The organism is Salinicoccus sp. RF5 (assembly GCF_020786625.1).
In the GTDB taxonomy this organism is placed as follows: Bacteria; Bacillota; Bacilli; order Staphylococcales; family Salinicoccaceae; genus Salinicoccus.
Window position 1 is genome coordinate 107,611 of sequence record NZ_JAJGRC010000001.1, and the last position, 25,463, is coordinate 133,073.

Annotated in this window: 28 protein-coding genes; 16 read left to right on the forward strand and 12 right to left on the reverse strand. The window is 49.4% G+C overall.

Annotated features, from left to right (window positions below):
* Window positions 1–4: 4 nt before the first annotated feature.
* A complete protein-coding gene (locus LLU09_RS00695; RefSeq protein WP_228310049.1) occupies window positions 5–2,563 on the reverse strand; it encodes a transglycosylase domain-containing protein in 2,559 nt (852 codons plus the stop codon).
* Window positions 2,564–2,977: 414 nt separating this feature from the next.
* Between LLU09_RS00695 and tyrS the strand changes: the two genes are divergently transcribed.
* From tyrS to LLU09_RS00710, 3 genes are all read left to right on the forward strand, one after another.
* Entirely contained in the window at window positions 2,978–4,240 is a 1,263-nt protein-coding gene (tyrS, locus tag LLU09_RS00700) for a tyrosine--tRNA ligase (protein ID WP_228311097.1), read from the forward strand.
* 111 nt (window positions 4,241–4,351) lie between these two features.
* The gene (locus tag LLU09_RS00705; RefSeq protein ID WP_228310050.1) at window positions 4,352–4,936 is read left to right on the forward strand and encodes a LemA family protein; all 585 of its coding nucleotides are present in this window, start codon (window positions 4,352–4,354) and stop codon (window positions 4,934–4,936) included.
* Complete coding sequence (locus LLU09_RS00710; protein ID WP_228310051.1) at window positions 4,936–5,802, forward strand: TPM domain-containing protein; 867 nt, start codon at window positions 4,936–4,938, stop codon at window positions 5,800–5,802. Before LLU09_RS00705 ends, LLU09_RS00710 begins: the two co-directional genes overlap by 1 nt.
* A gap of 65 nt (window positions 5,803–5,867) precedes the next feature.
* Here LLU09_RS00710 and LLU09_RS00715 read toward each other — a convergent pair whose 3' ends face one another.
* Window positions 5,868–7,196, reverse strand: a complete 1,329-nt coding sequence (locus tag LLU09_RS00715) for a YjiH family protein (RefSeq protein ID WP_228310052.1) — start codon at window positions 7,194–7,196, stop codon at window positions 5,868–5,870.
* 187 nt (window positions 7,197–7,383) lie between these two features.
* On the opposite strand from LLU09_RS00715, the gene LLU09_RS00720 reads away from it, so the two are divergent.
* Complete coding sequence (locus LLU09_RS00720; RefSeq protein ID WP_228310053.1) at window positions 7,384–8,340, forward strand: dipeptidase; 957 nt, start codon at window positions 7,384–7,386, stop codon at window positions 8,338–8,340.
* 15 nt (window positions 8,341–8,355) lie between these two features.
* Here LLU09_RS00720 and LLU09_RS00725 read toward each other — a convergent pair whose 3' ends face one another.
* Window positions 8,356–8,856: a hypothetical protein gene (locus LLU09_RS00725; RefSeq protein WP_228310054.1), complete on the reverse strand. Its 501-nt coding sequence runs from the start codon at window positions 8,854–8,856 to the stop codon at window positions 8,356–8,358.
* 95 nt (window positions 8,857–8,951) lie between these two features.
* Between LLU09_RS00725 and LLU09_RS00730 the strand changes: the two genes are divergently transcribed.
* The 3 genes from LLU09_RS00730 (at window position 8,952) to LLU09_RS00740 (ending at window position 11,696) form a co-directional block, all read left to right on the forward strand.
* Complete coding sequence (locus LLU09_RS00730; RefSeq protein WP_228310055.1) at window positions 8,952–10,097, forward strand: MFS transporter; 1,146 nt, start codon at window positions 8,952–8,954, stop codon at window positions 10,095–10,097.
* A gap of 25 nt (window positions 10,098–10,122) precedes the next feature.
* Entirely contained in the window at window positions 10,123–10,422 is a 300-nt protein-coding gene (locus tag LLU09_RS00735) for a hypothetical protein (protein WP_094905393.1), read from the forward strand.
* Window positions 10,423–10,505: 83 nt separating this feature from the next.
* A complete protein-coding gene (locus tag LLU09_RS00740) occupies window positions 10,506–11,696 on the forward strand; it encodes a DUF418 domain-containing protein (RefSeq protein ID WP_228310056.1) in 1,191 nt (396 codons plus the stop codon).
* Between the two features lie 13 nt (window positions 11,697–11,709).
* Here LLU09_RS00740 and LLU09_RS00745 read toward each other — a convergent pair whose 3' ends face one another.
* The 3 genes from LLU09_RS00745 to LLU09_RS00755 are packed head-to-tail and all read right to left on the reverse strand — an operon-like array spanning window position 11,710 to window position 13,918.
* Window positions 11,710–12,222, reverse strand: a complete 513-nt coding sequence (locus tag LLU09_RS00745) for a DUF421 domain-containing protein (RefSeq protein ID WP_483314029.1) — start codon at window positions 12,220–12,222, stop codon at window positions 11,710–11,712.
* A gap of 37 nt (window positions 12,223–12,259) precedes the next feature.
* Window positions 12,260–13,312, reverse strand: a complete 1,053-nt coding sequence (locus LLU09_RS00750; RefSeq protein ID WP_228310058.1) for a C45 family autoproteolytic acyltransferase/hydrolase — start codon at window positions 13,310–13,312, stop codon at window positions 12,260–12,262.
* A 15-nt stretch (window positions 13,313–13,327) separates the two neighbouring features.
* Window positions 13,328–13,918 carry a histidine phosphatase family protein gene (locus LLU09_RS00755; RefSeq protein WP_228310059.1) on the reverse strand — a complete coding sequence of 197 codons (591 nt, stop codon included), beginning with the start codon at window positions 13,916–13,918 and terminating at the stop codon, window positions 13,328–13,330.
* Window positions 13,919–14,034: 116 nt separating this feature from the next.
* Here LLU09_RS00755 and LLU09_RS00760 point away from each other — a divergent pair, with 116 nt between their 5' ends.
* From LLU09_RS00760 to LLU09_RS00770, 3 genes are read left to right on the forward strand one after another with little or no spacing between them, the layout of a single operon-like run.
* A complete protein-coding gene (locus tag LLU09_RS00760) occupies window positions 14,035–14,757 on the forward strand; it encodes a metallophosphoesterase family protein (protein WP_228310060.1) in 723 nt (240 codons plus the stop codon).
* Window positions 14,758–14,760: 3 nt separating this feature from the next.
* On the forward strand, window positions 14,761–15,255 hold the full coding sequence (locus LLU09_RS00765) for a GNAT family N-acetyltransferase (RefSeq protein WP_228310061.1): 495 nt from the start codon (window positions 14,761–14,763) through the stop codon (window positions 15,253–15,255).
* Window positions 15,256–15,272: 17 nt separating this feature from the next.
* Window positions 15,273–16,193: an alpha/beta hydrolase gene (locus tag LLU09_RS00770; RefSeq protein WP_228310062.1), complete on the forward strand. Its 921-nt coding sequence runs from the start codon at window positions 15,273–15,275 to the stop codon at window positions 16,191–16,193.
* 12 nt (window positions 16,194–16,205) lie between these two features.
* Here LLU09_RS00770 and LLU09_RS00775 read toward each other — a convergent pair whose 3' ends face one another.
* Complete coding sequence (locus LLU09_RS00775; protein ID WP_228310063.1) at window positions 16,206–16,412, reverse strand: hypothetical protein; 207 nt, start codon at window positions 16,410–16,412, stop codon at window positions 16,206–16,208.
* Between the two features lie 90 nt (window positions 16,413–16,502).
* Here LLU09_RS00775 and LLU09_RS00780 point away from each other — a divergent pair, with 90 nt between their 5' ends.
* Entirely contained in the window at window positions 16,503–17,129 is a 627-nt protein-coding gene (locus LLU09_RS00780) for a GNAT family N-acetyltransferase (RefSeq protein WP_228310064.1), read from the forward strand.
* 134 nt (window positions 17,130–17,263) lie between these two features.
* Complete coding sequence (locus LLU09_RS00785) at window positions 17,264–17,620, forward strand: SpoIIAA family protein (protein ID WP_228310065.1); 357 nt, start codon at window positions 17,264–17,266, stop codon at window positions 17,618–17,620.
* Here LLU09_RS00785 and LLU09_RS00790 read toward each other — a convergent pair.
* A complete protein-coding gene (locus tag LLU09_RS00790) occupies window positions 17,611–18,363 on the reverse strand; it encodes a YqjF family protein (protein ID WP_228310066.1) in 753 nt (250 codons plus the stop codon). The two genes, LLU09_RS00785 and LLU09_RS00790, sit on opposite strands and share 10 nt — an antisense overlap.
* A 121-nt stretch (window positions 18,364–18,484) precedes the next feature.
* Here LLU09_RS00790 and LLU09_RS00795 point away from each other — a divergent pair, with 121 nt between their 5' ends.
* The 3 genes from LLU09_RS00795 (at window position 18,485) to LLU09_RS00805 (ending at window position 20,934) form a co-directional block, all read left to right on the forward strand.
* Entirely contained in the window at window positions 18,485–18,865 is a 381-nt protein-coding gene (locus LLU09_RS00795; protein WP_228310067.1) for a DUF2512 family protein, read from the forward strand.
* 114 nt (window positions 18,866–18,979) lie between these two features.
* Complete coding sequence (locus LLU09_RS00800) at window positions 18,980–19,669, forward strand: DUF421 domain-containing protein (protein ID WP_228310068.1); 690 nt, start codon at window positions 18,980–18,982, stop codon at window positions 19,667–19,669.
* An 86-nt stretch (window positions 19,670–19,755) separates the two neighbouring features.
* Window positions 19,756–20,934 (forward strand): M20 metallopeptidase family protein, encoded by a 1,179-nt coding sequence (locus LLU09_RS00805; RefSeq protein ID WP_228310069.1) that lies wholly within the window; start codon window positions 19,756–19,758, stop codon window positions 20,932–20,934.
* Here the strand turns inward: LLU09_RS00805 and LLU09_RS00810 are convergent.
* The 4 genes from LLU09_RS00810 to LLU09_RS00825 form a co-directional block, all read right to left on the reverse strand.
* Window positions 20,918–21,349 carry a hypothetical protein gene (locus tag LLU09_RS00810; protein ID WP_228310070.1) on the reverse strand — a complete coding sequence of 144 codons (432 nt, stop codon included), beginning with the start codon at window positions 21,347–21,349 and terminating at the stop codon, window positions 20,918–20,920. The genes LLU09_RS00805 and LLU09_RS00810 overlap by 17 nt on opposite strands.
* A gap of 144 nt (window positions 21,350–21,493) precedes the next feature.
* Window positions 21,494–22,150, reverse strand: coding sequence for a potassium channel family protein (locus tag LLU09_RS00815; protein ID WP_040106673.1), 657 nt, complete (start codon window positions 22,148–22,150; stop codon window positions 21,494–21,496).
* 186 nt (window positions 22,151–22,336) lie between these two features.
* The gene (gene rpsD / locus LLU09_RS00820) at window positions 22,337–22,939 is read right to left on the reverse strand and encodes a 30S ribosomal protein S4 (RefSeq protein ID WP_228310071.1); all 603 of its coding nucleotides are present in this window, start codon (window positions 22,937–22,939) and stop codon (window positions 22,337–22,339) included.
* 226 nt (window positions 22,940–23,165) lie between these two features.
* Window positions 23,166–23,636, reverse strand: coding sequence for a GAF domain-containing protein (locus LLU09_RS00825; RefSeq protein ID WP_040106721.1), 471 nt, complete (start codon window positions 23,634–23,636; stop codon window positions 23,166–23,168).
* Window positions 23,637–23,739: 103 nt separating this feature from the next.
* On the opposite strand from LLU09_RS00825, the gene LLU09_RS00830 reads away from it, so the two are divergent.
* Window positions 23,740–25,434 carry a septation ring formation regulator EzrA gene (locus tag LLU09_RS00830; RefSeq protein ID WP_040106722.1) on the forward strand — a complete coding sequence of 565 codons (1,695 nt, stop codon included), beginning with the start codon at window positions 23,740–23,742 and terminating at the stop codon, window positions 25,432–25,434.
* Window positions 25,435–25,463: the final 29 nt, after the last annotated feature.

Here is a 25,463-nt window from a genome sequence, read left to right on the forward strand (position 1 = left end):
TTGGTTACTGCTCTTCTTCATCTTCTTCTTCACTGTCTTCGTCATCATCATCGGAACTGGAGCTGCCTCCGACACGATAGCGGTCATCATAGGAATTGGTCACCGTACCGCGGAGGTCTGAAGTGCTGAGTTCGGAATCGAAGTCCTCACCCATCCGCTGCATGATTTCGGAGTCGCTCAGGCCATCCTTGTCTTCAAGGCGTGTGTCTTCTGCAATGAGGCCTTCACGTACTTTGTCTACGTCCTTTTCGCAGTCATCTTCCATCTCCATGGTAAGTGCGCAGAATTCGACTTCCCTGACGGAGGATGGTCTGCTGAACCGTTCATTGGCACCCATCTGCTCCGGTGCGGCCTCGCTTAGGGCCTGGGCAATGTCACGCCAGTTATAGACGTGCAGATGCTGCTCGCTGTCTTGGTTCTCGACCTGTGGAATATTGCGGTCGTAGCCCATCCAGACGCCGAGTGTAACTTTTGGATTGTAGCCCATGAACCATGAATCTACAAATCCATTTGATGTACCTGTCTTGGCTGCCCAGTCATACGTATCACTGACACTGTTGTAGTAATCCTGGATATAGTAGGCGGAACCTGTCTGGAAGGTCTCCTTCAGAATGTCCGTCATCAGGTATGCTGTAGAGTCCTTGAAGACCTGTGTCGCCTCGCTTTCATGTTCATAGATGACTTCGCCCGTTGGGCTGGTGATCGATTCAATCATATAGCTGTCGACCAATTCTCCATTATTGCCGAAAGTGGAGAATGCGTTCGCATTGTCCTCGACGGACATATCATTCGAACCGAGCGGGAGGGAAGGGACAAGTGTGTTCTCATCTGCATAATTGTCGCTTGAGAGCGGCATGCCCATCTTCTCGAAATACTCCTGTGGGTTATGCTGTCTGACATCTGCCCACAATCTTAGCGTGCTCAAGTTGTAAGAGTTGCTGAGCGCGTGCTTGGCGGAGACGAGCCCGAATTCTTCATCGACATCATAGTTGCGTGGGCTGTAGTCATCACCAAAAGGATTGGGGATGGTGAATATTTCATCCAGTAGCACAGTGTCGGTTGTAATGAGTCCCTTATCAATTGCGGGCCCATAGGTGATCAGCGGCTTCATGGTCGATCCTGCCATCCTGGATGTCTGGGTGGCATGATTGATGGATGAGCGTTCATGGTCACGTCCCCCGATGAAGCCGAGGATCTTGCCGGTCTGGTTATCCTTCAGCATTGCACCGAGTTCGTGCTCGAACACTTCATCGCTTGATTCCTGCTCTTCTTCCGATGCATCCTGGGCCTCCTCGATGCTTCTTGAACCATAATAATAGCTCGAGTTGTCCTTTACATCCTGCATCGTATCGTAGATCGTCTTATCGATTGTCGTATCGATATGATATCCCTGGTTTCTCAAAGCAGTGTTGGCAAGACCTGTGTACTCCTGGTTGATCAGAGGAGTGGAATCGACATCTTCGCGTGTCAGACCATCCTCTTCAGCCAGATGGTACTTAAGTATGTCTATACTGCGCCTTTCTACTTCATCAGTCAGGAATGGATAATTCTGGTTTGGTACAGTCACACTGTCGGTGAGGTTGGCGTACAGATCATACTCGACTGCCTCATCATACTCTTCCTGGGTGATCTTGTCTTCAAGGAGCATCCTTTCCAGTACGAAGCGCTGTCTGTTCAATCCTGCCTGACGCAGCTCCTCGTCCTTGACCGTGCCTCCCTGGAGGAATGGGGTGTAGGCATAAGGGTTCTGCGGGATACCGGCGATGAAGGCACTTTCCGCAAGATTCAATTCAGATGCGTCCTTGCCGAAGATTCCTTCTGCAGCAGCCTGTACACCGGCGATGTTCTGACCGTTGGCATTCCGGCCGAAGGATACGGCATTCAGGTAGGCTTCTAAGATCTCTTCCTTGGACAGGAGCTTCTCTACACGGAACGCAAGCAGCAGTTCCGTCGCCTTCCTGTCGAAGGTCGTTTCATTCGTCAGCAGCTGGTTCTTGACGAGCTGCTGCGTCAGTGTACTTCCGCCTGTGCCCGATTCCGAGCCGCCGACCTGCTGGAGCGTGGCTCTGATGAAGGCTTTCGGCACGACGCCGTTATGTTCATAGAAATATTCATCCTCAGTGGCTATGAGTGCATCCACGACCTGGGGTGAAATGTCGTCATAGTCCACCCGCTCCCGTATAAGGTCGGCCCTTAATGTACCGAGCGATTCGCCGGAGCCGAAGGCGACGGTGGTACTCTCGGTCATCTCCGTGAGTGCCGTCTCCACCTCATCGGCAGGCTGGATCTCTTCATCATTTACGAGGGCTGCGAAATAGCCCACACCGATGCTGAATGCCAGTATGCCCACCAGAGTGGCTGCAAGCACTGTAAAGAGGATGATGTTCCAGATTGTGTCATAGGCAGTAAAAAAGGAGACCCTGAGCGGGGAGCCGGCTTTTTTGAAACGCGCGATGACACTATTGAATTTCTCTTTGAAGGTGGCACCTTCAATGGAATCCCTTTTTGTATCTTTGCGTGAAAATAGGTTTTTAATATAGTTTACAAAGTCATTATTCTTCATTGCTACCTCCTATCCTCGGTCATTATAACACAGAAAAAACAATAAGAGTTAGTGATAAAAGAGGGTCATGGTGGACGTTGCCACTCAAATATGAATGGTTCCGGGAGCGTGGAGTTTTGCCTCATGGATGGATTGTCTCTTGACTTTTTCACGGTAAAAATATATCATTCCTATAAATTGATATTATTCGAATGGCAGACAAGTAGTTGGTTTGGCGGAATCCAGAGAGCTGATGGCAGGTGGGAATCAGTGCACGCGTCCAATGAATACACTGCATCAGTTATTCGATCGTCGGGGTGGACGTTCCTGCCCATAAAGTGAAACTGTATGGTGGTACCGTGTACTCAAGCACCCTTACTCTCGTAGGGGTGCTTTTTAATTTGTAAAAATTATACATGATATTAGGAGGAAAATATAATGAATGAATTGCTGGAAGACTTGAAATACAGGGGAATCATCTATCAGATGACGGATGAAGAAAAGATTGCAGAATTGCTTGATCGCGGGCAGCTCTCATTATACTGCGGGGCCGATCCGACGGCGGACAGCCTTCACATCGGACACCTGGTGCCATTCCTGACACTCAGACGGTTCCAGGATCATGGACACCGGCCGATCGTCCTGATCGGCGGTGGCACAGGCATGATCGGGGATCCTTCCTTCAAGAGCGAGGAGCGGAAGCTTCAGACGGAGGATCAGATCGATGACAACGTTCGTGGCATAAAGAAGCAGATGGAACGCATCTTCGACTTTTCTGATGAAAACAGTGCATTGCTGGTCAACAACAAGGACTGGCTGCAGGAAATCAGTCTGATCAGCTTCCTGAGGGACTACGGGAAGCATGTCAGCCTGAACTACATGCTCGCAAAGGATGCCATCCAGTCCAGACTTGAGACCGGCATTTCATATACCGAGTTCACATATACGATCCTTCAGGCGATCGACTTCGGCCACCTGAACCGCCACTATGACTGCAAGATGCAGATCGGCGGCTCCGACCAATGGGGCAACATCACAAGCGGCCTCGACCTGATGCGGCGTGTATATGGGGAAACGGAAGCAGAAGGCATGACGATTCCACTCGTTACGAAAGCGGATGGCAAGAAATTCGGCAAAACGGAATCCGGCAACATATGGCTGGATCCGAAACGCACTTCCCCATATGAGTTCTATCAGTTCTGGATCAATCAGAGTGATGCGGACGTCATCAGATTCATCAAACTCTTCACCTTCCTGGAGAGGGAGGAGATAGAGGCACTTGAGGAATCGGTCAGGACGGAACCGCATCTGAGGAAGGCACAGAAGCGTCTTGCCGAAGACATCACGGCCTTCATCCATGGCGACGAGGCTTTGGCAGAAGCACAGCGCATTACTGAAGCACTCTTCAGCGGGGATATCAAATCCCTGTCCGTCGACCAGATCCGCGACGCCTTCAAGGATGTGCCGTCTGCAAGTTATACGGATGACGACATGAACCTCGTCAAAGTATTGGTGGAGACGGGCATCTCCTCCTCCCGCAGGCAGGCGAGGGAGGACATCAAGAATGGTGCCATCTACCTCAATGGGGAGCGCCAGCAGGATGTCGATTATGAAATTCATGAAGATGACAAGCTTGACGGTGCCTTCACCGTCATCAGAAGAGGCAAGAAGAAATACCATATGGTCAAGTATTCATAACAGCCGGGACTGGTGCACTGCACCGGTCTCTTTTGTCATGTGCCGAGGTTTGAAATGATAGAATTAATGGTAAGATAAAGGTATAACAAAGTGCAGAACAGGAGAAGAAAAATGAAAAAACTACTTATTCCATTGGGCGTCATTGTCGGATTCTTCATCATTCTGGCAATCATATTCGCACCGAAATACAACCAGTTCGTCAACCTCGAGGAGGAAGTGAACCAGAAGGAATCCCAGATTGAAACGCAGCTGCAGAGGAGGGGCGACCTGATCCCGAACCTTGTCAGCACAGTTCAGGGATATGCTTCCCATGAAGAGGAGATCTTTACTGATATCGCCGATGCGAGAAGCCGCCTGTCCGGTGCGGAGAATGTGGAAGAGATGGCCGAGGCGAATAACGAAGTGACTTCAGCACTATCAAGGCTCCTGGCCATATCGGAAAACTATCCGGATCTTCAGGCGAGTGAGCAGTTCACAGGGCTGCGCGATGAGCTTGCAGGAGCGGAGAACCGCATAGCGGTCGCACGTCAGGACTACAATACAGCCGTGCAGGAATTCAACAGGAACACGAGGACCTTCCCGGGCAACATGGTTGCAGGAATGTTCGGCTTCTCCGAAAAACCATACTTTGAAGCGGACGAGACGAGCAGGGACGTCCCTGAAGTTGAATTCAACACCGACCAGGATGAAGAATGATGAAACGCCTGATCATGCTCATGCTGATCATGTTCGTATTTTCCAGCCTCCCCGCCGAGGCGCGTGTATCCCTCCCGTCCCTCGATACCAGCCATTACTTCATTCAGGATAACGCAGGGGTGCTGAGCGAATCGACTATTGAGGAGCTCAATCAGATGGGAACGCATCTGGAAGAAGGCACAGGCGTTGAAATGCTGCTGCTCACCATGCCATCGACCGGCCAGGAGCACCGGCAGGATTATGCACTCAAGGCGCTGCGTGAATACGGCGTCGGCAAACAGGAGGAGGACAATGGCATCGTCATCCTCCTCAATCTGGATAATGGCAATGAATACAATAACCGGGGTGTCGAGGTCCAGGTCGGCTATGGCATTGAAGGATATCTGAACGATGCGAAGATCGGCAGGATCATCGATGACGTGGCCATGGAGCATTTCGTCGCGGCGACTGAGGCCGAGGAGGGCTCTGAAGCGGCAGCCTCCAACTATGAGCAGGGGCTTTCCAACCTCTATCAGGCGCTTTATCAGGAATCGCTTGATGCGTACGGATATGAAGAAGGAGAGTTCACCCGCGATACGCCTGAGGCAGATACCACCATGGGGGCAACAGGCGGCCAGACTCTCGGTGCTGGTGAGTCCATCTTTAGGCTCATCTTCATGATGGTCGCAATCTATCTGCTGTTCAAGTTCATGGGTGGCGGCGGCAAGCCTCCAAGAGGTGGAGGACGCCGCGGACGCAGACGGGGGCCTGTCGTGTTCTTCCCACCTTCCGGCGGCGGTGGACGCGGCGGCGGATTTGGTGGTGGTGGCTTCGGTGGCTTCGGGGGCGGCTCCGGAGGCGGAGGCGGTGCCGGCCGCGGCTTCTAACGATAATTAAATATAAAATTGAGAAGCGCCTCTGGTCGATATGACCAGAGGCGCTTCTTTTCATTTTAGAAGAATATGTGGGCAATCACTACGATGACCGGCAGTGTAATCGCGGTACGCAATAGGAAGATGATGAACAATTTTCCGATGCCGACCGGTATTTTCGAACCGAGTATGACGCCGCCGACTTCTGAAAGGTAGATCAGCTGGGTGATGCTCAGTGTACCGATGATGAAGCGGGTCATATCTGAAGAGACGCCTTCAATTAGGATGGCGGGAAGGAACATATCGGTGAACCCGATGAAGAGCGATTCTGACGCGGCCTGTGCCTCCGGCACGTTCATCAGTTCGAGAACCGGTACGAAAGGTGCGCCGATCCATGTGAAGACGGGTGTGTACTCCGCAAATATCGTCCCGAGTGTCCCGATTGCCATGACGATCGGCAACACTGCAAACCACATGTCCCCGACGGTCTTCACACCATCTTTCAGGAAATCACCGAAACCTTCAGCTTCATGTGCCCGGTCGAGGGCCTTCTTGTAACCCCAAGTGACCGGATTGTATCCTGAAGGGACGGTTTCATCTATTGCTCTACCCTCTACATAATAGTCATCCTTGATGCGGGAAAGGGGCGGAATCCTTGGCATGATCAATGCGGCGATGATGCCCGCGATGATGATCGTCATGTAGAACAGCAGGAAACGGTCCATCAGACCGATCAGGTCGAGTATGACGATTGAGAACGTGATGGAGACTACGGAGAAGGTCGTCGCGATGACCGCAGCTTCCCTTTTCGAGTAGTAGCCATTCTCATACTGGTTGCTCGTCAGCAGGACACCAACCGTACCGTCTCCGACCCATGATGCCAGGTTATCGACTGTGGAACGGCCCGGGAGGGTGAACAGCGGACGCATGATTTTGGCGAACATGGTGCCGACGAATTCGAGCAGACCATAGTTGAGCAGGAGCGGCAACAGTATGCCGGCAAAAAGGAATATGGCAAACAGTGTCGGCAGCAGATCATAGAGCATCAGTCCGCCTGTGTTTTCAGAATTTATGAACTCTGGACCGAAGACGAAATATGCCATCAGCGAGAATACTGCACCCAGCACACGCAGGATGACCCATACTGCATTCATCCGGAACAGGTTCCTGAGGAATTCGTAACCCGGATTGACTACCCAACTGAACAGGATGGTCAGCAATGCAGAAAGATTTATCAGTATGACGACGATGAGAACAACATTGTCATAGCCAATCAGTTCATTGAGTGCATTTGCAAGATAGGCGACGGGTATCGTCGTCTCCCCATCGATATTCAGGGGGAAGAGGAACATGAATACCCCAATCAGAGAAGGAATGATGAATTTAAATAAAATTGCACGTTTATGCATAATAAAGCCTCCTTATTAAATAATTATACATAGCAATTTAAACTTGTAAATCTCAAAGAAAAAGAAAACGTTTTCACATACTGAATTTATTTTATACAACTAGTAATAGTTATGCAATCTAATTCTTTTCTTATTGATTCAAGACATCCATGATTATTGTTATACTCGCAGAAAAGGAGGAGATGGAATGGAAATCATCGATACACATTGTGATGCACTGCTGAAACTTCAATCCGACTACAGAGAAAGCTACCGTAGCAAAGAACGCAGCCTTAATTTCAAGGATGGGGAAAATCTCGATACGAGTGCAGAGAAACTGAGGAAAGGTGGCGTCAAGGTCCAGTTCTTTGCCATCTTCATCCCACCGATGCTGCCGGATAATGAGAAATGGCAGCATGCACTCGAACAGGTGGATTGCTTCTATAATGAAGTGTTGGCGGAAGACGGTTTCGTGCACATACGGAACTTCGAGGACATCGACCGTCTGGAAGAAGGGGAGATCGGTGCTGTGCTTGCTCTGGAAGGGGTGGACGCGATAGGGAATGATCTGATGAAGCTGAGGACCCTCTTCAGGCTGGGTGTACTGTCCGTCGGCCTTACATGGAACGATGGAAACCTTGCTGCCGACGGTGTAGGCGAGCACAGGGGCACCGGCCTGTCTAAATTCGGATTCGATGTGGTGGATTGCTGCAACCGCCACAATGTCCTGGTGGATGTGAGCCATCTTAATCCTGAAGGCGTGGATGATGTCATCAGGAGTGCCGAGCGCGTCATCGCAACACATTCGAATGCAAGGGAAATATTCGACCATCGGAGAAATCTCCATGATGCGCAGATAAAAGCGCTGATCAATAAAGGCGGCATGGTCAACATCGTCTTCAATCCGCCCTTCATCGAGGAGGGGACTCCTGGTATAGAAGCACTTTTCGCGCACATAGACCGGATCATCGAGCTTGGAGGTGAGCAGGCCATCGGACTCGGCTCGGATTTCGACGGCATCGCATCATATGTGGAGGGACTTGAAGACGCAGGGAAATACCAGAACCTTGTAGAAGCGCTCGTCGAGAGGTATGGTGAAGACTTTGCTGAAAGAATCACTCATCTGAACTTCATGGAAAGGTACGTAAAAAAAGACTTGTCCTAACTTGGACAAGTCTTTCTATGAGCCTTCATCGGGAGTAAGCTCCCCATAATGGTCCTGGATTTGATTATAGCGTTCATCCACCAGCTCCTCTTGGGATTCTATTTCGGCAAGGATCGCATCGACTTCCTCTTTGAATTCTGAATCCCCAAGCGGGTTATAGTTGATGACGGTACGGCTGAACTCCCCGTTCAGTTCAACGAGCGTCTCCAAGGAATCGATATAGGTGAGCATCTCTTCCTTGAGCTGTTCATGCTCTGATCCGGTGACCGAATAATTATGGATGGTCCGCCTGAAATCTTCAATTGCCGGAAGCATCTCATCGTAGATCAGCTTGAGCTGTGCTTCCCGGTCTGCCTCACCGCTGTCCTCCATTTCCTCGAGCATAGTGGAGAATTCGGTTTCCAGTTCATCATGATTCCTCTCGAAAGCTTCGTAAAGTTCGTCCAGGGCATCCTGGTCAGCCTGCGCACACCCTGCAAGAAGGAGAAATATGAGCAATGGAAGCAATTTTTTCATAATACCACCTCATACTCATTTTAACACGTATCAGTTTGATTGAATCGTGATATGTTGTATAATAATCAGGTTGACTTTTTGAATGGGTGGTTATAATGAATAGAAAATTATTGGTGACATTTACCGTCGGCGTCTTTCTTCTGGGCATGATGGAACTCATCATCTCCGGTATATTGGAACTGATGAGTTCGGATCTCGGCATTTCAAATGCCTTGACGGGACAGCTGATTACAGTGTATGCAGTGAGTTTTGCGATATTTGGGCCGATACTGGTCAAGGCAACTGAGAAATTAAGGCCGAAACCTGTAATCCTCGTCTCACTGGTCGTGTTCATTCTCGGGAACGTAGTATTCGGATTGTCCAGTACATTCATGATGCTGGCGTTGGGGCGTGTCATTACGGCACTTGCAGCAGCGGTATTCATCGTCAAGATCATGGATATGACCGTGCTGCTTTCCGAACCCGCAATACGCGGCCGCATGATCGCCCTCGTCTACATGGGCTTCAGTGCAGCAAACGTCTTTGGCATTCCAATCGGCACAATCATCGGACAGCAGTTCGGATGGCGGGTCATTTTCTGGCTTGTCATTGTGATAGCAGTTATAGTAGGGTTAGGCATCATCGCCCTGGCACCGAACAGGAGGGGTGACGATCTGGGTGATCCCGTCCCGGACAAGATACTGGACAAGAGGAACATCGTACTCTACATAGGGATCACGATGTCTGTACTGATCGGTAACTACATTGTGCTCGGCTATATTTCCCCGCTCATGACGACCAATGGGTACAGCATTGAAAATGTTTCCGTTGCACTTCTCATCGCCGGTGTCGGCGGTATGCTCGGAACCATCCTCGGCGGCAATCTGGTCGACAGGATCGGCACACGCCGCACCTTGATGATCATGCTGTCGCTGTTCATCATATCGATGGCGGCGATGCCGCTGATATATGGCATTCCGGTACTGTTCTATATCAACCTCTTCCTTTGGAGCCTATTCCAGTGGAGTACAAGCCCGGCCGTCCAAAGCGGCCTGGTCGAGAACGTACAGGGTTCTGCCGCTGTGGTCTTCAGCTGGAACATGTCCGGACTCAATCTCGGCATAGGCATCGGGGCCGTCATCGGCGGCATCTACATCAGCCAATTCGACATCGGATATGCACCATGGCTCAGTGTATTCATCATTGCCATGGGTCTCCTGTGCGCCATATTCGTCAAGGAGACGGAAAAATCCTACCAATAATGCCAGTAAAAGGGTGTGAGTTCAAATGTTCATCAGATTGATACTGATTATTGCACTGTCATTTTTCGTCATATATGGACTGAACTATCTGGATCTCGCAGATATCGGCTACAGTTTCCAGACTGTGGCTGTGACAGCCATCGTACTGATTGTGCTCGGGATTCTTTACCGCGTATTTACGAAATTCCTGAAAGTGCTGCTCTTCGTGTTCGTATTTCTGCCGCTCGTGGCACTGCTCATATATTATCTCTACTCCTTTGTTACAGGCACTCCGATGGAGATGCCTGATATGGATTGGATCGAAAAGGGAACTCAATGGCTTTGAGTTCCCTTTTACTATTGAAACGATATATTATGTTCATCAATGGTATAATTCAGTAAAGAATTCCATAATCCAGGAGGTATGCTATGCAACACGACTATTCGCCTGTGCAGTCATCAACCAGGGTGTTCGAAATTGATGCGGTACGGGGCTTTGCACTTTTTGGCATATTGATGATGAATATCATGAGTTTTGCCGGCCCACATATGGAAGATCAACTGACGATGAATACGAGTGATATCTATTCCGGTACCAATTCAATCGTCATATTTCTGATCAATACGCTTGTAACTTCCAATTTCTATACGATGTTTTCCTTCCTTTTTGGGCTCGGCTTCTACATCTTCCTATCCCGGGCCGAAAAGAAATCAGGGTCTACATATCTATTATTCATTCGCAGGATGATCATCCTGCTTGTCATCGGCATCATTCATGCTGTATTCATCTGGTATGGTGATATCCTTACCGTCTATGCAATCACAGGACTGCTGCTTATTTTCTTCTATCGTCTGCCTCCGAAGTTCAACCTTGCCATCTCGTTTGTGATTCTTCTGCTCGGCACTGTATTCGTACTGCTGCTCACGCTTCTGATGTTTTCAATACGGGATGTCGACATGGGTGCACTTCCTGCCTCTGGTTACGGTGTGGATATGATGGCCGCAGCTGCGGGGTCCTATGGTGAGATCATTTCACTGAATATATCCATATTCGGACTGATGATGACGAATAATATAGTGATGGTGCCACTTGTACTCGCCATTTTCCTCATCGGTCTTTATGCCGGGCAGAAAGGCTATTTCGAAAGACTGTCTTCCATCCGTGGAATGCTGTGGAAAGTAGTTGTTTTGGGCATCGGCATCGGTCTGCCGATAAAACTGGCTACCGGATATGGGATGACATACGGTATGGATGACCCTGTATGGTCTATTGCCACGATGCTCGCATATACAGCAGGGGGACCATTGATGTCACTTGGATACATCGCACTCCTCCTTCTTATACTCGGACGTTTTGAAGGGCTCACCAGGCTGCTTCAGCCGGTGGGGCAGATGGCATTGACGAACTATATCATGCAGAGCGTACTCATGATCGTCCTGTTTTTCGGGTTCGACCTCTTCAATACGATCGGGGCGGTATGGTTCCCTCTGATTGTACTTGCAACATTCATGCTGCAGATTGTTCTCAGCCACATATGGATGAAGGCATTCAGCTATGGTCCACTCGAGTGGATCTGGCGCATACTGACATATGGCAGAATATTGCCGATAAAAAAATAAGACCCATCGGGTCTTATTTTTTTACTTCCCTGAACAGCCGGTCGAGACTCGGCTCATCGGATTGATTGCTGATGACTGAAATGCTGCCATCGGTCTCAAGGACGACCGCCATGACTTCCGACATGTCATCCTTGCCGCTTGAGCGGGCTGCCTGCCTGATTTCAATTTCCAGCACCCGTTCCTTCTTCATGTTCTGTGTCAGGAATTCCCCATTGTAATAGAGGAGGGCGGGCTGTGATTTGATCAGGCTGCTGAAGGCCTGGCTCTTTACAGAGAGTTTGGTGAAGATGTACTGCATGATGACAAGCACAAGGAATGCAGTGAGTCCCTGGGCAATTGTAATGTCCTTGCTCGTGATGATGCTGGCAAGGATGGAACCGAGTGCGATCGTCACGATGAAGTCAAAGGCGTTCATCTTGGTCAGGGTCCGCTTGCCGCTCACCCGGAGGATGAGCACGAGTGAGAGGTAGGCCATGATGCCCACCAGTACCGTCCGGATGATGACCTCAAAGTCATTGAATATGATCTTATCGAATTCGAGGATGATATCCACCTCCCTGGAATTAGATTCTGGTTTTCAACTGCCAGTCGGCGCTCGTGAAGCTGAGGTCCGTATCGATTTTCCCGTCGAGCTTTGTCTCTGTGATGTCTGTGCCATCCAGCCATGCTGCAAACTCAAATTCATGCATGCGTCCCTCTCCGCCAAGACGGATACCGGTCTTCAAGTTCTTCCGGTCATATATGGATGTATGGATGGTGCCGGCCCAGCTTTTGTAGTTATCCACGAAAAGGCCGTATGCCGGCTCGGTGAAGCGTGTGAGGAGTTCTTCCCTTGAGGTTGAATGTATGTCCTGCAGTATATCAAGGCGCTCCTTCGAATCGACGAGGTACCTCCGATTTTCATGCGCCAGCTTTTCATAGTGGTTGGTGCAGATCTGCGCTTCACGGAATTCCATGCCGCGTGCTGAAGTTTCCGCAATGAAGGAATGATTCCCCCTGTCCTGGATGATGTAGCTGAAGCCGCCGCGATGGGGGAGTTCCTTAAGCAATGCAGCCGCTTCGTCCGCCGTCCTGCACAATTCTAGGATGAAGCGGCCGATGATGAAGCACGTGAACCCATCGAATGGCTGTTTCCTGTTCATGAAATTGTAGGCCATGACGAGGCCATGTTCATTCATGCCGTCCATTCTCCCCGTTACCCTAGATGCGGGTCCGATATGCGCATATCCATGCTCGGGCTGGAAGAGTTTATACATTCCATCATAAGTGTTGGGATGATAGTCATAGTTCCTGATGAATACATCGTCATCCATGTAGACGCTGCATCCGTTATCCCGCGGTGATATCCTGTAGTGGGCAAGATTGAGGAGGACTTCGCGGTCTGTGATTTCAAGGGATTCCTGAAGACCCATTATCTCTTCCCAGATATGGGGGGCGAAATGCATATAGAGCTGCTTTGTTTCATCGTAGTCGAGGTCGAACTTCGGCCGGCGTTTTATCCACTCGTAGTTCCTGTTCTGCATATAGTGGGTCTGCTTCAGCCACTCAGCCTGCTGCACCCCATAGTCGAAATGAGTGCCTCTGAAGGGCTGGACGGCCGCGCTTATCTTCTGCATACGATCAATGCTCCTTTATCCATTATGCTCTTCCTGTCTGCTTTCTTTATAAGTAGGCACGTTATATGTGTGCACATGCCATTCGGAATCGATGAATTCGATGTGGCTCAGGCTGCAGTTGTCGAGCTTAGTCCTGAGCATATCGATTTCATCGCTGAACAGTGCAAGTATGGACTTGATCGTCCGGGAGTGTGCAGTGAGCAGCACATACTGACCCTCGAACTGTTCATGGATATGTTTTATGGCTTTCTCAGCACGGGCGGACAATGCTGAAAATGTTTCAGCACCGGGAAGTTCGCCATTTGGATACTTTTCGATGATATGGTCGATGTGGCTCCCTTCAAGCGTGCCGAAGTGCTGTTCTTTCAATTCCTCCATCGTATGGATCGGAAGGTGATGGTGCTGGTTTATGATTTCCGCTGTGCGGTAGGCGCGGCCGAGCGGACTTGAAACGATCGTGTCGAAGGGTTCCTCCTTTAATTCTTCAGCGGCACACTGCGCCTGATATTCCCCTTCAGCATTCAAGGGGATGTCTGAAGAACCCTGGAGTTTCCTCAGATGGTTATATTCCGTGAGGCCGTGCCTCACTAGGCAGATTCTGGTCATGGTACACCTCATTATTATTTTACATATATGATAACATGAGAATGAAATGATAGGTGAACGAAGGAACTTTTGTTAAAATGGAACATAAGAGTGGAAAGTAATGGAGGGTATGGACATTGAAGAGAAGGATGGCGGTCATCGCCGATATACATGGCAACTATGATGCGTTGTCAGAGGTGATGAAGGATATGGAAAAGTTCGATATTGATGCGGTCTACTGTCTGGGGGACATCGTTTCGCTGGGCCACCAGACCAATGAAGTTCTGGAACTGCTTACGGGGCTTCCGAACCTCACAATCATCCGCGGCAACCACGATGAAGAGGTATTGAAGGCTTTCCGGCACATACCTTCCGAAGTCACCGGTCCCGAGCATGATCACCACGTGTGGGTGGCAGAGCATCTGGATCCGGTGTATGAACAGTACCTCGCAACGCTTCCCCTCACACACACGCGGGAAAAGGGAGGCAGACAGATCCTGCTTACACATTACCATCTGGAATCGGACGATACATATAGTGCGATTGACCCTGCACCATCTGTGGAGAGCCTGGCGTCCATCTACGGGGGCAGGGGGCATGACATCGTCCTTTTCGGCCATGATCATATGAGACACCATTTCGAACATGGCCATCAGCTATTCCTGAATCCAGGAGCGCTTGGGGTCACGCCCAAAGCCTATGCCCCCTACATGATCATCGAAATCGAGGATGACGGCGCGGTGCACATCACCCATAGGAACATCCATTACGACCGCAGTGCCTTCATTGATGGACTCAGGAAAGAAAATCCACCAGCGCTTGATTTCATATTGAATGTACTGCTTAAGGAAAGGAGGTAGAGTATGGAAATCCGTGCGATAGAAATGCGGGATATTGAACAGTTCCTGAACCTGCTTGTGACATTGGAGGAGAACAGCAAAGATGACCTGTACGAAGATCAGCCGCTCAACATTTCAAATACCGAGACGCTGCTCTCTTCAGTGCTGCAGAACGCAAAACGTCAGATCTTCGTCGCCAAAGACAGCCAGGGGATTGTAGGGTACATCAGCCTGGCGGGGAACCATAATGAAATGACGGCGCACCGGGCCAACGTGTCACTGGGGGTACTCCAGACGGACCAGCAGAACAGCATTGGCAGGAACCTGTTGAATGCAGCCATCCACTGGGCGGAAGAGAACCGGATCCACCGCCTTGAGCTTTCCATACGGGATGATTTTGCAGAAGAAATCGAGCTGTATAAAGCACTTGGCTTCAAGGAGGAGGGTGAGCGGGTCGATGCGCTGTTCATAGATGGAGAATACAGGAACGAAATATACCTTTACAGACTGATCAATTGAAATGATGGGGGAGACACATGAATCTGCAGAGCTTTTATATTGGTGAAAAACATGCTGAAGTGACGATGATGCTTGGGGAAAGTACAGTACATGAGAAGGAGGGCAGGCCGGCAGTTGTCATCTGCCCGGGCGGGAGCTATATGTATGTATCCGAAAGGGAAGCGGAACCCGTCGGGTATGAGTTTCTGGCGAAAGGCTATCATGTATTCATACTCAGGTATTCCACAATCGGTTCGGCCATGCGCAGGGAGGGCAGACAGACCAATAGGGATGAACTGTATCAGATAGCATCCATGGTGGAGCAGGACGAAGTACTCGGATCGGAATTCCCGGGGCCCCTTGTGGAACTGGCGCAGACGATCACCTTCATCCGGGAAAACTGCCATGAATTCAATGTGAATCCGGATCAGATCGGCACAGTCGGATTCTCTGCGGGTGGCCATCTGGCTGCAAGCCTCGGTGTCCACTGGAATTCCGATTGGTTGAGCAGCCTTACAGGACAGGAACCGAGATGGTACCGTCCGAACTTCCAGGTGCTGGCCTATCCGATACTGGATTATATGCTGAACAGGGATATAGCCGAGGAACGCGGCATCGGGGACCCGAAGTACATGACGACCGCTTCAAGGATGGTATTCGGCCACGCTGCGGAAGACGAAACCATCGATCGTGCCGGTCTCAAGGCCCATGTGTCGAAAGATACTCCGCCGACCTTCATCTGGCACACCGTTGAAGACCGGCTGGTCTTTGTACAGAACGCCCTGGATTTTGCGAAGGCGCTCGAGAAATTTCAGGTGCCATGGGAGCTTCATACATTCAAGAGCGGCAGCCATGGTCTGAGTCTTGCCACAGAAGTGACCGGCAGGGAGGACGCACGTGCTTCCCAATGGACAGGCCTCATGTTCAGCTGGCTTGATGAAGTGCTGAACAAAAATTAGAGGACGCTGCTTTCAGCGTCCTCTGGTATAGTTGATCTTGAATTGTGTGAATGTTTCGGTATGCCCGGGGTAGATGAACTGTATGAATTTGTCATCTTCTGGAGTTGTTTCCTGAAGAATGTAGTCTGATTTATCAAATTCATTCACTTTATCATTCCGGATATACTTGAAATCCGTCCTGTCGTTCGTGCTGTCCTTAACCTTTACCAAGATTGCCATATGCACCAACTCCTCACTATGTATATATCCACAGTGACATGGACTCAAACGTGACTTAGTGAGCATATTATAAATAAAAAGGATGATTTGATGGATTTTAAAACACTGCATCTTGGAGACCTGCCTGAACTGCTTTCTCTCCAGAACATGGTATATGAAAGCCTTGAGGACAAGGAAGTCCTTCAGACGCTGACTGAAAGGGAGTTCAAGGAAATCATTGCACAAGGGTTCATAATCGGAGCCGTTGATGATGGACACCTCGTGGCTTCCAGGTCCATGTATGTTCCGACACCCGATGAGGAGGAGCATCTGGCGGATGATGTAGGCATCAAAGATAAGGAAAGCGTCATATATTCCGAGATCAGCTTCATTGCACCGTCCCACCGGGGCAGGGGTCTGCAGACGAGCATGGGGAGGCACCTCATTGAAATGGTTCGGGCAGACGGCAGATTCCAGAATGTGCTTACGACAGTGATGCCTGAAAATGTACCGAGCCTGAAGGATAAATTCAGATTGGGCTTCAAAATAAGGGAGACTACATATAAGTACAATGGTAAAAAGCGTCATGTGATGCATCTCCATCTTTGGGAGCCATATGTCCGCTCGGGCGAAGCCAAAAGGATCCACTATAAGGATACCGATTGGATGCTTAAACATGGTGCGGATTATGTAGGCAATGATTTCGATGGGGAGTATATATCCTATTACAGGAAATGAAAATATGAGGGACCGGCACTCTGCCGGTCCCTCATATTTGATTCCATGAATCTCCCCGTCTTCTATGGCTGATGTTTCCATTTATCCAAAAAGGGTAGCGGTCTATAAAAACACAATTCGTGAGAGGTGATAGTATGATGAAACTTGAGGAAAGTGAATATCCAAATGTAGTATATGTCGAAGTGGATGGGAAAGTGACTGAGGAGGACGCCGAGAAATCAGAAGCCTTCATCAATGAGCACTATGGAAATGAAAAGAAGCTCAACGCACTGGTCTATATTAAAGACATGGAAGGTGCAGATATTGGCGCCGTCCTGAAGGGCAGTGTTATTGATGTCAAGCACTGGGAACAATACGGGAAGTTTGCACTAATCGCGAATCCTGCCTGGATCGAAGGCGGCTCGACTGTCGCCGATCTCATGCCCAGTATAGAAGTGCGGCATTTCGATAAGGCTCAGATCGATGAGGCCTGGGAATGGCTTCAGGAGTAGGGGGCAGGCACCCTGCTCTGCAGCGGCCAGAAGATGACATCGAGTGCTTCGACATAGTGTGCGAGCACCGGTTCGCCTTCAATATCGCCTGGCAAAAGTGAATTGATTCCGCCGATTTCATACACCGCAGAGGCACGGGCTGGCTTCCAGGGCAGATGGTGGATGCCGACATGGACGGCAGTATTGCCCACTGTATTGAAAAGGTAGTAGCGTTCCAGGAGCCAGTAGTCGAGTGTGGCAAGCATTGGTTCTGCAGGTTCTGAGATGGCTTTGTACTTCCCTTTGAAGTAGGCGGGTGAACCGTGCTGCCGGCGGCTTTGGTAATGGATCCACCCATTCTTTTCTGCCAATTTCATACGCGCTTTGTAATAGGGCAGTGTCCCCATGCGGGCACCAATCACAGGAATGGTCTTTTCTGCATCCAGGCTGAAAAAATATATTCCGGGTATGTTTTTATACCTCACATACGTCCTGACATTGAGTTCAAGAAAATCGTCGAAGTATGGAAATGTCGGTAGGCCCCTAAACTGCATATCCCGTACCTGAAAGGGGAAGACGGAAAGCCAGGCATAACCGTCATATATATCAAGCTCAAGCTCTTTCGGCACATGGGGTGCAAGTTCATCAGGATCTACCGGAATGTGCATGCATAATAGATTCTCCCACCGCTGGTACAGTGTCCAGGGGCCGTGGGGAAATGGTGCATTTCTGTGTTCCGTGAAGTTCATCAATTCCTGTTTCATGATTTCCCTCCGTCCTTTTCTATCTGTATAGCCTTCAGCCCCTCCATTCAAACCATATGTTTCATGCATATTAATCAGGATATATTTACAATAGAAAATATATATGGAAGGGGAGAAGCAGATGGAACATGTTAAAGCGTTACTGATTAAAGCTGTTATGACGCTTGCTGTCTTATGGGTTGTACTTGGCGCCGGATACGGCATGGACTTCTGGCCAATGATTCCGGTTGTGATGATTGTTCTTGGAGTCATATCCTACTTTGCAGGCGACCTTGGCATACTGCCGGCAGCAGGCAACATGGTCGCTACAATTTCCGATCTCGTCCTTACCTTCATTGTAGTATGGCTTCTAGGCCTATTGATGACTGATATATCAGGCGCCACAGTTGTTGTGGCAGCTCTTATTTCTGCGGTTGTGATTGCCGTAGGAGAGTATCTGTTCCACATATATATGCTGAAAAGCGGCCCCGTGGCTCATGAAAAAGCAAACACTAAAGTCTGATGAGTACCGCATTTTAAAGGTTGCCGTATTTACCCCGTATGGCTGATAAAACAGCACCGGGGTTTTCTTACTACACACTTAATTTTATATAATTTACAGAAGAAGGTGAAATACATGGAAGATATGCTCACTTATGTGGTCAAACTTACAACAGGCCTGATCGGTGTCATCATAGTGCTCAGGCTGCTCGGCAAGAAGGAAATGGCTCAGATTACACCCCTTGATTTCGTCTATGCGTTGATTCTCGGAAGCATCGTCGAAGAGGCCCTGTATGAAACGACGATGCCCTTCTATGAGATGCTCTTCGCTCTCGCCTATTGGGCACTGCTAATATATGTAATTGAAAAGTTCGCCTTGAAGAATGAGCGTTTCAGAAGGGTGCTGAAAGGAAGGCCTGAACTATTGATCAATGATGGCATCATCGATGTTGAAGTGATGGACAGGAATAATATGGATGTCGATGAAGTGCGGGAACTCTTGCGGATGCAGCGGATCTTTTCATTGAAGAGTGTAAAGTATGCGGTACTTGAGAACAGCGGCATGCTGTCTGTCATACAATACGCAAGTGAAGAACCTGCGGTCAGAAAAGAACTGAAGGATGATGACGAGTATGACGAGAATGAGATCAACTACCTGTTCGTCGACGCCGGGAAGATAGAATACGAGGCACTCGAACGGGCTGGATTCGATGAGGAGTGGCTCCGTGAAAAGCTCAAAAAGGATACTGAATATGATGTGGATGATGTATACTTTGCAGAATGGAACAAGAATACCGGATTCTTTGCCCAAGGCAAACGTAAATAGGACTTGAAATGCAAAATCATGTCTTCCCGTTGTGGTAAGATTTAAAGGTATCTTCTTGCAAATAAAAAGTGAAAGGTGTTTTTAGGATGACACTCGATTCCCGCATAGTGGAAGAAGTTGTTGAATTCAGGAGGCTGCTGCACAGGAATCCCGAACTGAGTGGAGAGGAGCAGGAGACTTCACAGCGTATACAGGAGAAGCTGGATGAAATCGGTGTCCCTTATGAGACGGGGTTCGCAGGAACGGGAATCCTCGGCATCATTGAAGGGGGGAAATCAGGACCGACCATCGGGCTCAGGGCCGACATCGATGCCCTGCCGATCATGGAGAATTCAGGTGAGGATTTTTCCTCTGAAAATGACGGGGTGATGCATGCATGCGGCCATGATGCCCATACTGCGATGCTCTTCGGGACCGCGAAATATCTGCTCCAGCGCCGGGATGAAATAGAGGGCAAGATTTTGCTCATTTTCCAGCCGGCAGAAGAACAGTCGCCTACGGGCGGGTCGAAGCAGATGATGGAGGATGGTGTCTTCGATGAATACGTACCGGAAGTGTTGATTGCCCAGCATGTGTGGCCGCAGCTGCCTGTAGGGCAGTTCGGGGTGATGGCCGGGCCGATCATGGGCAACTCGGACCGCTTCAAGATCAAAGTGACCGGATCGGGCGGCCATGCGTCCATGCCGCATGACACCATCGATGCGATTGTCGCCGCCAACCAGATTGTGACAAGCCTGCAGACCATCGTCAGCCGGAATGCCAATCCATTCGACCCCGCAGTGGTGACTGTAGGAAAGTTCAATGCCGGGTTCCAGTATAATGTCATTGCTGAAACGGCAGAACTGGAAGGGACGATCCGGACACAGAGTGATGAAATGAAACAGAAGGTGAAGCGGCGGTTCTTTGAAGTCGTGGAAAACGTCGCTGAGGCAATGGATGCCAAAGTTGAAATCACCTATCTCGACGGATATCCCGCCACCGTCAACGATGCCGAATGGGCGGAACAGGTCCATACGACTGTAGAAGAAATGTATGGAGAGGAAGCACTGCCTGCATTGACCCCGAGCCTCGGCGGAGAGGATTTCAGCAGATTCCTGCAGAAATATCCGGGCGTCTACTATTGGCTGGGGAGCTCTGTCGGAGAAGGGCAGAAGCCGCTTCACAATCCTTCCTTCAGATTCAACGAAGAAGCGATTCCTTACGGCATCGAGGCGATGAGCCAAGTTGCGATCGACACACTCCAGACACTCAATAATAAGGGATAGCCAGTATATTCATACCTGCATGATGAAAGCCACCTGTGAAGGTGGCTTTTGCTGTGTGGATTTCAAATAGTCTTTCAATTTCTCGGTCTGGTGTCATGCGGGAAGAATTGTCCTCGACTTCCTCATCTTTCGATCCGGGCGCCTGATCTTCAGTGATCTCTTCGTCCTGCTCGTCACCGAAGAAAAGACCGGTACAAGATCCGAGGAAAACGATCAGAGCAATGATGGCGACCGTCAGAAGCAGACATCCATTGATGCCGGTCCGTTTATTCGCCTCGTATCTTCCTTCCTCACCAGACTGCCTCTTTGCCCGTTTCTTCCTCCTTATCGTCTCCTCATCGTCATTTTCATAGACGTTGGCGTCATCTTCCCAGTTTATCTCCTTATCGTCAAACTGATCCCTCCTGCCATCCATCCAGAACCCCCCTAAACATTTTTTTATTATAATACCCTCATATTCTGATAAAAAGCATGGAAACTGAATATTGAGGCATCTATTGAAGGGAGGGGAAAGGACTGCATTAAAAAAAGCCGCATAAGCGGCCTGATTCCAAAAAGGCTACATGCCTTCTTTCTCGAAACGGTCTATATCATCATTACGTCCGATGATGATCAAAGTATCGCCTTCATGTATGACTTCATCTACAGGGGGCGAGATGTTGAATTCCGTGCCCCTCTGGATCCCGACGATTGTACAGCCATATCTCACACGCAGGTTCAACTTTTGCAGGGTGAGGCCGTCAATCTTGGGCGTCGCCTCGATCTCGACGATACTGTATCTGTCCGACAGTTCTATGAAATCGATCATCTTGTCGGAGACGATGTGCTTCGCAATACGCTTGGCGACATCATGGGAAGGCTGGATGACCCGGTCCACACCGATCTTTTCCAGGACTTTCGTATGATGGGCATTCTGCGACTTCGTCCATACTTTGGGGACACCCATGTCCTTCAGCAGAAGGGAAGTCAATATGCTCGCCTGAAGGTCGTCACCGAATGAAACGAAGGCGTGATTGACATTTCTGACCCCCATATCGTTCAAAGTCGTCTCATCTATCTGGGAGATGCGTACTGCGTACGTAGCCAGATCGGAGTACGCCTTGATCTTATCTTCATCCTTATCCACAGCGATGACTTCTATACCGCTCTCATGGAACGCCTTGACGAGCGTGCCGCCGAACCGCCCCAGGCCGAACACAGCAAAAGATTTATCCATGCCTTCTCCTCCAGTCCTCATATTGGTTTCCTTATTCGTCAGTCATCTTACTCCCACTGAATGGTTTTGTAAAGAAGAATGTTATCTTCCCTTCAATATTAATGTGGTCAAGGAAACTATTCAAAACGAAAAAAGCCCCAAACCCTCATGTGAGGATCTGGAGCTTTAAGATACTGTTTCAACCTATTATCTGGAGTAGTACTCGACGATAAGCTGTTCGTTGATTTCAGCAGCGAGCTCGGAACGCTCTGGCTGACGTACGAAAGTACCTTCCATTTTTTCTTCGTCGAATGTAAGGTATTCAGGCACGAAGTTGTTGTACTCGATCGCTTCTTTGACGATGTCGAGGTTGCGGGATTTCTCACGCAGGCCGATAGTCTGGCCAGCTTTGAGCGTGTAGGATGGGATATCCACACGTTTGCCATCTACAGTCACGTGACCGTGGTTGACGAGCTGACGTGCCTGACGGCGTGTTCTTGCAAGTCCGAGCTGGTATACGACTGCATCCAGACGGGAAGCGAGAAGGATCATGAAGTTTTCACCATGAACACCTTTCATTTTTGCAGAACGGTCGAAGATTGTACGGAACTGGCGCTCAGTGATTCCATACATGAAACGGAGCTTCTGCTTCTCCTGAAGCTGCATTCCGTATTCGGAAAGTTTCTTCCTTTGTGTTGGTCCGTGGTCACCAGGGGCGTACGGACGACGTTCGAGTTCTTTGCCTGTGCCACTCAGTGAAATTCCGAGACGGCGGGACTTTTTCCAAGTTGAACCTGTAAAACGAGCCATTTTGACTCCTCCTTATTGTTTTGTCTATGCAAAAGACATCATAAGGGTGATAACCACTTACATGGGCATGCGATTTTAAGTGCCTTCGCCTTATAGCATCAGTTACGCAGCACACCCCGCGAGGGAACCGCATGCTGACACGTAATGGTCATCCGCTACTTAATCCGTTCATTTACACAATTACTGATTATACACAAACAGCTGTTGCTTGTCAATGGCGTACTCTCTAGATATACTGTTTCAGTACTTCCACGAATTCGCTGAGGCCCCTGCGGTCCTCTTCCGTGAAGCGGTCGAAAGTGGGGGAGTCGATGTCGAGTACGCCGATTGGTGTCCCATCCTTATATATCGGCACGACGATTTCGGACCGGCTGTTTGCATCGCAGGCGATGTGGCCGGGGAATTCTGTGACGTCATCGACGATGAAGATGTCATTGCCCCTGAAGGCGAGGCCGCATACGCCCTTGCCGTTCTGTATCCTTACACAGGCGGGCAGTCCCTGGAACGGGCCGAGCACGAGTTCGTCGGCCGCTTCATCATAGAGGTAGAAGCCGACCCAGTTGATATCTTCGAGGAATACGTTGAGCAGGCTTGAAGCATTGGACAGATTGGCGATGCGGTCCGTCTCGTCTTCGATCAGGCCCTTGAGCATCTGGTTCAGTTGTGTGTAGTCCTTAATTCTGGTTTCTGTAAACATTTGATCACCCTGTCTATATAAATATTAATGAATTATACATTTATATGTTTTTTCTTTCAATTTTTTAAGCTATAATCTAATTATATACTTAGGAGGTAGCTGTATGTGGGTCTATGTTTTAATCATTGTCATACTGGCTGTCGTGATCGCGATCGGCACGCTGTTATATATGCGCAACATCAGAAAAGATGATATAAAGACGCAATATGTAAAACTCGAGGGGATACGGAATCTGCCGTTTCAGGATGAGCTCGTCAAAGTCAAGGACTACAACCTCCACGGCGAGGCACAGTCACTGTACAAGACTTGGCAGTCGGACTGGCAGAACGTACTTAAACAATCTCTGGTAGAGGCCCAAAATGACCTGGATCAGGCTACTGAAGATGTTGAAAAATTTCGTTTCAATGACAGTCGCGCCAAGACTGAAAGTGCAAATGCGAAACTGGAGAGTGTCGAGGAGAAGTACAAGGCGCTTTCCGGTGAAATCCATCAGCTGATCGATGCGAACGAAGAGGGCGAGCGGAAGTACAGTGAGGCGGAGCGGCTGTATCGTGAGTCGAAACGCGATGTACTTGCAAATGGTCATCAGTTCGGTGATGCACAGCCACACCTGGAAAAGCTCATCGAAACTTATGAACCTGAACTGAAAAACTATGAAAAGCAGGCGAACCAGGGCAACTACGTCACTGCCAACAAGGAGATAGACGAAGTCCATGAGGAGCTCTCCATACTCAAGGAGAATATGGATGAAATACCGCTCCTGATCAAGGAGGTCCAGAAGGATCTGCCCCAGCAGTTCCAGGAAGTGCGCTTCGGATGCCGTGACTTGAAGGCGGATGGGTATGACCTCGAACATATCAAGGTGGAGGGTAAGCTGTCCACACTCAAAGGGAAGCTCAACCTGGTTGAACCGCTGATCACCCGTCTTGAACTTGATGAGGCCAGGGACATCCTGGAGGACATCAATACCCAGCTGGATGACATGCTTGAACTTGTTGAGCATGAAGTCATGGCGAAGACGAAAGTCGACCATGAAAAGGACATCATTACGGATGACCTTTTCCATGCGAAGGACATGAACTACACGCTGCGAACTGAAATCGACTATGTGAAAGAGCAGTTCCATATCAATGAAACGGATATCCATCAGGTGCAGAAGTACGAACATGAGATCGAGGGCATGATCGAGATCTATGATGAGATCATCTCCGAAACATCCAAATCGATGGCCCGGTACAGCGAAGTGCTGGATAACCTGGAGTACATCAAGGATAACATCGGCTCCATCAATGAAGAACAGCAGCAGATCCAGCAATATCTGATCAATCTGCGTGAAGATGAGGCGGAAGCCCGTGAGAATGCCCTCCTGATACAGGACCGCAAAGAAGAAATCTACAGGGAGCTTCTTGGTTCGAACTTGTCGAGTGTTCCGGAAAAGTTCCTGGTCATGAAGAACGAACTCGATATAGATGTCAAAGAGATCAACAAGTACTTCAAGCGGCGTCCCCTGAATGTGCAATACATCAAGGATAAGGTGAACCGTACGGTGATCCTGATGAACAAATATGAGCAGGAAGCATACGAGATACTTCAGGCGGCACGGCTCACTGAAGTGATGATCCAGTATGGCAACCGCTACAGGAGGGACGACCCGGATTTCAACCATAAGTTGAATGAAGCGGAACGCCTCTTCAGGGAAAACCGCTATAAGCGTGCCCTTGAGATTGTCCGGGCGGCCCTGGACAAAGTGGAACCGGGAGCAGCAGAGCGTATTGAGAAAGAATTTGATAAGCGCTAGAATAGGAGACTTGGGATGACAGATCCCAA